The organism is Kitasatospora griseola, from assembly GCF_014648555.1.
Lineage (GTDB): Bacteria > Actinomycetota > Actinomycetes > Streptomycetales > Streptomycetaceae > Kitasatospora > Kitasatospora griseola.
This window is the reverse complement of record NZ_BMRI01000042.1, coordinates 301-9273: the sequence shown is the minus strand read 5'-3', so window position 1 is coordinate 9273 and position 8973 is coordinate 301. Positions and strand designations below refer to the sequence as shown.

At 72.0% G+C, this 8973-nt stretch carries 9 protein-coding genes; 7 read left to right on the top strand and 2 right to left on the bottom strand.

The window, feature by feature from the left end; all coding sequences use genetic code 11:
* Positions 1-113 precede the first annotated feature (113 nt).
* The 7 genes from IEZ12_RS32680 to IEZ12_RS40240 all read left to right on the top strand — a co-directional run bounded on the left by IEZ12_RS32680 (position 114) and on the right by IEZ12_RS40240 (position 6882).
* The gene (locus IEZ12_RS32680) at positions 114-596 is read left to right on the top strand and encodes a CarD family transcriptional regulator (RefSeq protein WP_014136563.1); all 483 of its coding nucleotides are present in this window, start codon (positions 114-116) and stop codon (positions 594-596) included.
* A gap of 207 nt (positions 597-803) precedes the next feature.
* Positions 804-1565 (top strand): 2-C-methyl-D-erythritol 4-phosphate cytidylyltransferase, encoded by a 762-nt coding sequence (gene ispD / locus IEZ12_RS32675; RefSeq protein ID WP_373295554.1) that lies wholly within the window; start codon positions 804-806, stop codon positions 1563-1565.
* On the top strand, positions 1555-2058 hold the full coding sequence (ispF, locus tag IEZ12_RS32670; protein ID WP_043914918.1) for a 2-C-methyl-D-erythritol 2,4-cyclodiphosphate synthase: 504 nt from the start codon (positions 1555-1557) through the stop codon (positions 2056-2058). Before ispD ends, ispF begins: the two co-directional genes overlap by 11 nt.
* Positions 2059-2100: 42 nt before the next feature.
* Complete coding sequence (locus tag IEZ12_RS32665; protein ID WP_100588277.1) at positions 2101-2493, top strand: PPOX class F420-dependent oxidoreductase; 393 nt, start codon at positions 2101-2103, stop codon at positions 2491-2493.
* Positions 2494-2557: 64 nt separating this feature from the next.
* Positions 2558-3952, top strand: coding sequence for a cysteine--tRNA ligase (gene cysS / locus IEZ12_RS32660; RefSeq protein WP_189277328.1), 1395 nt, complete (start codon positions 2558-2560; stop codon positions 3950-3952).
* A gap of 84 nt (positions 3953-4036) precedes the next feature.
* The gene (rlmB, locus tag IEZ12_RS32655; RefSeq protein ID WP_043914915.1) at positions 4037-5026 is read left to right on the top strand and encodes a 23S rRNA (guanosine(2251)-2'-O)-methyltransferase RlmB; all 990 of its coding nucleotides are present in this window, start codon (positions 4037-4039) and stop codon (positions 5024-5026) included.
* Positions 5027-5385: 359 nt separating this feature from the next.
* Positions 5386-6882, top strand: a complete 1497-nt coding sequence (locus IEZ12_RS40240; RefSeq protein ID WP_268250291.1) for a DoxX family membrane protein — start codon at positions 5386-5388, stop codon at positions 6880-6882.
* Positions 6883-7158: 276 nt separating this feature from the next.
* Here the strand turns inward: IEZ12_RS40240 and IEZ12_RS32645 are convergent, their stop codons facing one another.
* Both IEZ12_RS32645 and IEZ12_RS32640 read right to left on the bottom strand, forming a co-directional pair.
* Positions 7159-7596, bottom strand: coding sequence for a hypothetical protein (locus IEZ12_RS32645; RefSeq protein WP_189277324.1), 438 nt, complete (start codon positions 7594-7596; stop codon positions 7159-7161).
* Between the two features lie 176 nt (positions 7597-7772).
* Complete coding sequence (locus IEZ12_RS32640) at positions 7773-8861, bottom strand: ABC transporter ATP-binding protein (RefSeq protein WP_043914913.1); 1089 nt, start codon at positions 8859-8861, stop codon at positions 7773-7775.
* Positions 8862-8973 lie beyond the last annotated feature (112 nt).

Below are 8973 nucleotides of genomic sequence, written 5' to 3'. Positions count from 1 at the left end.
CACGCGACGGGGGTGGTTGTCAAGCCCTGGAACCCGCCCTGACCTGCGAAAACGCCCTTCGGGTCAGCCGAAAAGCGTGTTATTCTGGAAAGCCACGGAAGGGGTCCTGTCACATGACGTTCAAGGTTGGCGACACGGTGGTCTACCCCCATCACGGGGCTGCGCTGATCGAGGCCATCGAAACTCGCCAGATCAAGGGTGTGGACAAGACCTACCTGGTGCTGAAGGTGCAGCAGGGAGATCTGACGCTCCGCGTCCCCGCGGAGAACGCCGAGTTCGTCGGTGTCCGCGACGTGGTGGGCCAGGAAGGCCTGGACCGCGTTTTCGAGGTGCTTCGCGCGCCCTACACCGAAGAACCCACCAACTGGTCGCGCCGCTACAAGGCGAACCTGGAGAAGCTCGCGTCCGGCGACGTGATCAAGGTCGCCGAGGTGGTCCGCGACCTGTGGCGCCGCGAGCGTGAGCGCGGCCTGTCGGCCGGCGAGAAGCGGATGCTCGCCAAGGCGCGCCAGATCCTGGTCAGCGAGCTCGCGCTCGCCGAGAACACCAACGAGGACAAGGCCGAGACGCTGCTCGACGAGGTCCTCGCCTCCTGAGGCAGAGGCCCTGACGACAGCTTCGAGGGCAGCCTCGAACTCGGCTCGACGCAGCGCCCGAGGGTACCCGAAAGGGCGCCTCGGGCGCTTCGCCATGCCCGGAAGTCGAGTGGCACGGTGAAGCGGTGACGGAAGGGGCGGCGCGGTTCCACTAACGTGCAGTCAGGAAGGGGGCCTGCCGCTCGCGAATCCGCGTTCGGCACGGCCATACCCATCGCGACCAAGGAGCCAAACCTGAACGCCTCAGCACAGCTCGCGGCAGCGGTCGTCCCGGCCGCCGGACGCGGTGAGCGACTCGGCCCCGGCGCCCCCAAGGCGCTGCGCGAACTCGGCGGCGTCCCGCTGCTGGTGCACGCGGTCCGGGCGCTGGCCCGCAGCCGGGCGGTCGGCCTGGTGGTGGTGTGCGCGCCGCCGGACGGCGTGGCGGAGGTCGTCGCGCTGCTGGACAGCCACGGCCTGGACGGCAAGGACGTCCGGGTGGTGCCCGGCGGCGCCAGCCGGCAGGAGTCGGTGCGGCTCGGGCTGGCCGCGATCCCGGCCGGCACCCGGGTGGTGCTGGTGCACGACGCGGCCCGCCCGCTGGTGCCCGTCGAGGTGGTGGACACGGTGGCCGCCGCCGTCCGGGCCGGCGCCGAGGCGGTGGTGCCGGCGGTGCCGCTGGCCGACACCGTCAAGCGGGTCGAGCCGCAGCCGTCCGGCCCCGAGCCGGTGCTGGACACGCCCGACCGCTCCACGCTGCGCGCCGTGCAGACCCCGCAGGGCTTCGATCTGGCCGGTCTGGTCGCGGCGCACGGGAAGGCCGTCGCCGAGGGCGTCGAGGTGACCGACGACGCCGGGCTGATCGAGCGCTTCGGCGGCCGGGTCGTCGTGGTGCCCGGCCACGAGGAGGCGTTCAAGGTCACCCGTCCGCTGGACCTCGTGCTCGCCGAGGCCGTACTCGCCCGTCGGAGGGCCACCGATGCCTACTGAGCACACCGCCCCGATCCTGCCTCGGATCGGCATCGGCACCGACGTGCACGCCTTCGAGGCCGGCCGGCCGCTGCGGGTGGCCGGGCTGGACTGGCCGGGCGAGACCGGACTGGCCGGGCACTCGGACGCCGACGTGGCCGCGCACGCCGCCTGCGACGCGCTGTTCTCCGCCGCCGGGATCGGCGACCTGGGCGCGCACTTCGGCACCGACCGCCCCGAGTGGGCGGGCGCGGCCGGCGTGGCGCTGCTCGGCGAGGCCGCCCGGCTGGTGCGGGAGGCCGGGTTCGAGATCGGCAACGTGGCGATCCAGGTGATCGGCGTCCGCCCGAAGATCGGCAAGCGCCGGGCCGAGGCCCAGGCCGCGCTGTCGGCGGCGGTCGGCGCGCCGGTGTCGGTCTCCGGCACCACCACCGACGGCCTGGGCCTGACCGGCCGGGCCGAGGGACTCGCCGCGATCGCGACGGCGCTGGTCTACGAACGGCCCGCCGCCTAGCCTGGGATGACGGACAGTCATCTCTCTGGTGCGGGAGGAATCGTGGGCGTCGAGCTCGACGACAACGTGAAGAAGCTGCTGGACACGAAGAGCTTCGCGGTGGTCTCCACCGTGCAGCCGGACGGCAGTCCGCAGTCCTCGGTGGTGTGGGTGCGGCGGGACGGCGACGACATCCTGTTCTCCACCGTGCAGGGGCGGCGCAAGCACCTGAACCTGGTGCGGGATCCGCGGGTCAGCGTGCTGATCAACCCGGCGGACAGCCCGTACCAGTACTTCGAGGCGCGCGGCGAGGTCACCATGACCACCGAGGGCGGCCGGGAGCTGATCGACGAGCTGTCCCGCAAGTACCGCGGCCAGGACTACGCGTGGGACGGGCCGGACGCGGTGCGGGTGGTGGTGAGGCTCAGTCCGCGCAAGGTGGTCGCCAACTTCTGAGCATGGCGCGCCAAGTGGCTGGAAGGTGGCGGGGCACCCCCCGCCGCCCACTACTCTGGACGCTGTGAGCCTTCGCCTGTACGACACCATGACCCGCCAGGTACGCGACTTCGTCCCGCTGGTGCCGGGCTGTGTCTCGATCTACCTGTGCGGTGCAACCGTGCAGGCGCCCCCGCACATCGGGCACATCAGGTCGGGACTCAACTTCGACGTGATGCAGCGGTGGTTCCGCTACCGCGGCTACGAGGTCACCTTCGTCCGCAACGTCACCGACATCGACGACAAGGTGATCGCCAAGGGGCGCGAGCAGTCCACCGAGTGGTGGAAGATCGCGCACGCCAACGAGCGGGCGTTCAACGAGGGTTACGACGCCCTCGGCTGCCTGCCGCCGAGCGCGGAGCCGCGTGCCACCGGCCACGTGCCGGAGATGATCGAGATGATGCGCGGCCTGATCGAGCGCGGCCACGCGTACGAGGCCGACGGCAACGTGTACTTCGCGGTCACCACCTACCCGGACTACCTGGCGCTCTCCAACCAGGAGTTGGAGAACCTGCGGCAGCCCTCCGGCGACAACGAGACCGGCAAGCGCGACCCGCGCGACTTCGCGATGTGGAAGGCCGCCAAGCCCGGCGAGCCGAGCTGGGAGACGCCCTGGGGCCGCGGCCGCCCCGGCTGGCACCTGGAGTGCTCGGCGATGGTGCACAAGTACCTGGGCACCTCGTTCGACATCCACGGCGGCGGGCTGGACCTGATCTTCCCGCACCACGAGAACGAGATCGCCCAGTCCCGGGCGTACGGCGACGACTTCGCCAACTTCTGGGTGCACAACGCCTGGGTCACCATGAGCGGCGAGAAGATGTCCAAGTCGCTGGGCAACTCGGTGCTGGTCTCCGAGATGGTGCAGCGCTGGCGGCCGATCGTGCTGCGCTACTACCTGGCCGGCCCGCACTACCGCTCGATGATCGAGTACAGCGAGGAGTCGCTGCGCGACGCCGAGACCGCGTTCCAGCGGATCGAGGGCTTCATCGAGCGCGCCGTCGAGCGCTGCGGCATGGTCGACGCCGCGCCCGAGGTGCCGCTGGCCTTCGCCGAGGCGATGGACGACGACCTGGGCGTGCCGCAGGCGCTGGCCGTGGTGCACACCGCCGTCCGGCAGGGCAACAGCGCGCTCGGCGCGGACGACAAGGAGTCCACCGCGGCCCGCCTCGGCGAGGTCCGGGCGATGCTCGGCGTGCTCGGCCTCGACCCGCTGGACGACTTCTGGGTCGGCGGCGGCAGCCAGGGCGAGGAGCTCACCGGCGTCGTCGACGCGCTGGTCGCGCTGGTCCTGGAACAGCGCCAGGCGGCCCGCGCCCGCAAGGACTTCGCCACCGCGGACGCCATCCGCGACCAGCTCGGCCACGCCGGGCTGGCGATCGAGGACACCCCGTCCGGCCCGCGCTGGACGATCAACCAGTAGCCCCTCGGGGCGCGTGGGGGCCGTACCCTTTGTATGGGTGCGGCCCCCACGCACGAAGCAGACGCAGAGACAGGAAGTACAGCCATGGCCGGCAACAGCCAGCGCAGGAACCGCCGCAACCCCGGATCGAAGAAGGGCGCGAGTGTCGGTACCGGCGGCCACAGCCGGAAGGCACTGCAGGGCAAGGGCCCGACGCCGCCCGGCGCGGAGCGCAAGGGACACCCCAAGCAGCGTGCCGCCAACGCGGCGCTGAAGCGCGAGCGCGACGCCAAGTCCCGCGCCGGCATGCGCCGGTCGGGCGGTCCGCGCAGCGGCCGCGGCGGCGCGGGCGCGGCCGAGCTGGTGGTGGGCCGCAACTCGGTGGTCGAGGCGCTGCAGGGCGGCGTGCCCGCGACCGCGCTGTACGTGCAGCAGTTCATCGACACCGACGACCGCGTCCGCGACGCCTTCCAGGCCGCCAACGAGCGCGGCATCCCGCTGATGGAGGCCCCGCGCCCGCAGCTGGACCAGATGACCGGCGGCCTGAACCACCAGGGCCTGGTGCTCCAGGTCCCGCCGTACGAGTACGCGCACCCGGACGACCTGCTGGACGAGGCCGCCAACACCGGGCAGGACGCGCTGATCATGGCGCTGGACGGCGTCACCGACTCCCGCAACCTGGGCGCCGTGGTCCGGTCCGCCGCCGCCTTCGGCGCGCACGGCGTGGTCATCCCCGAGCGCCGCGCGGCCGGTATGACCGCCGGCGCCTGGAAGACCTCCTCCGGCGCCGCGGCCCGGCTGCCCGTGGCCCGTGCCACCAACCTGACCCGTGCGCTGGAGGCCTACCAGAAGGCCGGCCTGATGGTGGTCGGCCTGGCCGCCGACGGCGAGGCCGAGATCGGCGACCTGGACGCGCTGACCGGCCCCGTGGTGATCGTGGCCGGCTCCGAGGGCAAGGGCCTGTCCCGCCTGGTGTCGGAGACCTGCGACCTGCGGGTGCGGATCCCGATGCCCGGTCAGACCGAGTCGCTGAACGCCGGTGTCGCCGCCGGCATCGTGCTGTACGAGGCCGCGCGGATGCGTGCCAAGCGCTAGGCGCCGGAGCCGGGCGTCCGGTGTCGGACGTGGGGGCACCAAGCGCTAAGTCGACTGTTACTGTGCGTGACATCGAGCTGCTCGGTGCGTCATTTTCGTGAGTCATCCGGTCGGGTTCGGTCGAGCCCGATCGGATTTCTCATGATCGCTTCAAATCCTCGCCCGGGATGCACCCGGGAGAGTGTCCTCCGGGCCCGTCACCCGGTTAGAGGGGTGTGGACACCAGAACACCTCGGCGTTTCGGGCAGCGCCCCGCGGCGATAGACGACGGCCCGGGCCTCAACACGGTCCGGGTTCCGTCCGACCCGGCGAAGCTCAGCAGCACCCAGGCCAGTTTCCGGGTCAGGCTCTCCGGCCCGGTGACCGCATTGATCGACCCCCCGGCCGGCGCCGCCTTCGGCGACCCGTACGGCCTGCAGCACGGCGCCCGTCCGCTGGTCACCCCGCAGGTCGTGGTGCCCGCGAAGGCCGCGGTGCCCGCACTGGCCGGGATCGCCGCCGCCTCGGTCACCGGCGCCGCACCCCGCCGCAAGACCCGGGTGGTCACCTGGAGCGGCCAGGCCGGCCCCGGCGACACCGCCGCCACCCAGCTCCTCGAAGCCGTCCGGCTGAACACCGTGCCCGCCCCGGCGAAGGCCTTCGCCGAGCAGGACACCCAGCAACTTCAGGCCGTCCCCCGGCAGTACGGCTCGGGCCCCGGCTCGGGTGCAGGCTCCGGCACGGGCTCGGGCTTCGGCTCGGACGAGACCTCGCGGGTGGGCATCGCCGAACTGCTGGACGACTCCGTGCGGGTCGGCGGGCAGAGCTGGCACCCCGAGGGCGAGCTGCCCGAGGTGCCGTCGCTCGGCGAGGGCTCCAGGCACGCCTGGTACCCCGGCCGCCGGGTCGACCTCGGTCTGGTCCTGCTGCCGCTGCGGGTGCTGCTCGGCTCGCTGTCGGTGTACGCGGGCTTCAGCAAGCTGTGCGACCCCGTCTACTTCGACGGCGGCGAACGCGGCTCGATGATGCGCTGGCTGTCCTCGCTGCACCCCTGGAAGGTCGCCCAGCCGCTGCTGGACTTCGCCATGGCCCACCCGGTCGGGGCGGGCCTCGCGGTCGCCTTCGCGGAGATCGTCATCGGCGTGCTGTCCATCCTGGGCCTGTGGCAGCGACTCGCCTCCGGCGCGGCGATGGCACTGTCCGCGGCCCTGCTGTTCACCGTCAGCTGGAAGGCGGTGCCGGCCTACGACACCCCCGACCTGATCTTCCTCGCGGCCTGGAGCCCGCTGCTGATCGCCGGCGCCCCGTTCGCCTCACTGGACGGGCGGATCGCCCTGGAGGCCTTCCGCCGTCACGGACCCGCCGAACCCGCCGCCGTCCGGCGGCGGATGCTGCGCCGCCGCTCGGTCGTGACCGCCGTGGTGGTCGGCCTGACCCTGCTCACCGGCTCGCTGCTGGGCGCCGCGGTCCGCACCGGCCGCACCGCACCGGTGCACCCGCCGACGGACTACGGCTCCCCGGTGTGGCCGAGCAACGGCCCCTCGCCCGCCCCGGCCACGCCCTCGCCGACGCCGTCACCGTCCCCGAGCAAGGCCACGCCCTCGCCGAGCCGCAGCAACGGGACCAAGCCCAAGCCCAGCGCCAGCACCACCGGCGGCGGCTCCTCCACCTCGTCCCCGCACGCCGGGACGGGCAACGGGGCCGGTTCCGGAAGCGGCTCCGGGACGGGTGCCGGCACCGGCTCCACCGGCGGCACCGGCACGCCCAGCACCCCCCGCTCCCAGCCCTCGCACGGGGTGATCGGCGGGCTGCTCGGCAGTGGGCCGCCACTGCTGGAACTCGGCCTGCGGCCGACCGCCGCGGGCGGCGGGGTCTGACGGGCCCTCGGCACAGCGGCAGGGCCCCTTCCGGGAACTCTCCCGGGAGGGGCCCTTCGCCGTGTGTCGAGCTGCGTGAGGGGCTGTGTGTTGAGATGCGTGGGGGCGAGAGCGAGGGTGCGCAAAAAAGGAGGAGCGCGGGGAACTGCGCGACAAGCGCAAGGCCCGTCCGCAAGGTCGCGATCAAGTGCAGGTCAGTGTCCTGCGTCGCGATCTCGCCGACGGGTGCCTTCCGCCTCGCGCAGTTCTCCGCGCCCCTGTCGGGCCGTGCTGCTCCTACCCGACCACTCCCGCAGCGAAGGAGCCGTCACAGACCGGGCGAGCGAAGGAGCGGGCGCGCTGGACGTCGCCCTGGTACTTCTTCACCGCGGCGCGGCCGAGCTCGCCGGCCAGGGTGCTGCAGTACGGGGTGAGGGAGGGCTTCTCCCGCATGGTGCGCTCCAGGAGGTCGAGCGCGGTGCCCGGGTTGTGGTTCTTGAGCTCCTCCATCAGGTCGACCCGGAGCGCTTCCTGCGCGGCCAGGCCCTGGGTATTGGGGGAGGTGGAGGTCCGGCCGATGGAGCCGTCCCCACTGGACGCCGCGACCACCTGCTGGTCCAGCGCCGTTGGCGGGGCCCATGGGACGCGGGTGACGGCGAGGGTGCCGGTGGTCACCAGGATCACCGGCAGGGTGAGGGCAACGGTCTGGCCGATTCGGCGAACGAGCTGTTTCACGCACAGGAGAGTAGCGGTGCGTGGCGGAACAGGCGCGCCGCGTTACACCAACGAGTGACCAGTGTCCTGTTTTGTTCCGCCATGAGGTTGACGCGAGGGTCCGGGAACGGCGGAACCCCCTGCCGACCGCCGCGGGCAGGGGGTTCCGTGTGCTCGTCAGTGACGCGCGTCGGCCGTCAGCGGCTGAGGCGCGCGCCGGTGGTGGCGAAGACGTGGGTCTCGTTGCCGACCGGGACGACGTGGATGGTCTCGCCGCGCTGCGGGATCTCCCGGCTGTGCACGCGGACCACGATGTCCTTGTCCTGGCCCGACACCTGGGTGGTGCCGTAGACGAAGCCGTCCGCGCCGAGCTCCTCGACCACGTTGACGGTGACCGCGACGCCCTCCAGGCCGCCGGCCGGGACGATCTGGAAGTGCTCGGGGCGGATGCCCACCACGACGTTCTTGGCGTCGCCGGCCTTCGACAGGTCCTCGCGGTCGATGTTGATCACCGAGCCGCCGAACTTGACGCCGCCGTCCACCAGCGGAACCTCGACCAGGTTCATCGCGGGGGAGCCGATGAAGCCGGCCACGAACAGGTTGGCGGGCCGGTCGTACATGGCACGCGGGGCGTCGACCTGCTGGAGCACGCCCTTGTCGAGCACCGCGACGCGGTCGCCCATGGTCATGGCCTCGGTCTGGTCGTGGGTGACGTAGACCGTGGTGATGCCCAGGCGGCGCTGCAGGCCGGCGATCTGGGTGCGGGTCGAGACACGGAGCTTGGCGTCCAGGTTCGACAGCGGCTCGTCCATCAGGAAGACCTGCGGCTGGCGGACGATCGCACGGCCCATCGCGACACGCTGGCGCTGACCGCCGGAGAGCGCCTTCGGCTTGCGGTCCAGGTACTCGGTCAGGTCGAGGATCTTGGCGGCCTCTTCGACCTTGGTGCGGATGTCCGCCTTGTTCACGCCGGCGATCTTCAGGGCGAAGCCCATGTTCTCGGCGACGGTCATGTGCGGGTACAGCGCGTAGTTCTGGAACACCATCGCGATGTCCCGGTCCTTCGGCGGCAGGTGGGTCACGTCGCGGTCGCCGATGCGGATGGCGCCCTGGTTCACGTCCTCCAGGCCGGCCAGCATGCGCAGGGAGGTGGACTTGCCACAGCCGGAGGGGCCGACCAGGACGAGGAACTCGCCGTCGCCGATCTCCAGGTCGAGCGCGTCGACCGACGGCTTGTCGGCACCCGGGTAGACGCGGGTGGCCTTGTCGTACGTCACAGAAGCCATGCTGCTTCGCTCCTTCACCGGCAGGAACGTGCCGGACGATCCGAGTAAAGGTTGGGTTGTCTGCACCGCCCCGAGTGGTCTGGACCACCGACCCTCCAGCGCGGTTCCTCGT

What these genes read in the sequence shown, in the direction of transcription:
- IEZ12_RS32680 (WP_014136563.1), top strand. Translation starts at nt 114, where the DNA reads ATGACGTTCAAGGTTGGCGACACGGTGGTCTACCCCCATCACGGGGCT.
- ispF (WP_043914918.1), top strand. Translation starts at nt 1,555, where the DNA reads ATGCCTACTGAGCACACCGCCCCGATCCTGCCTCGGATCGGCATCGGC.
- rlmB (WP_043914915.1), top strand. Translation starts at nt 4,037, where the DNA reads ATGGCCGGCAACAGCCAGCGCAGGAACCGCCGCAACCCCGGATCGAAG.
- IEZ12_RS32640 (WP_043914913.1), bottom strand. Translation starts at nt 8,861, where the DNA reads ATGGCTTCTGTGACGTACGACAAGGCCACCCGCGTCTACCCGGGTGCC.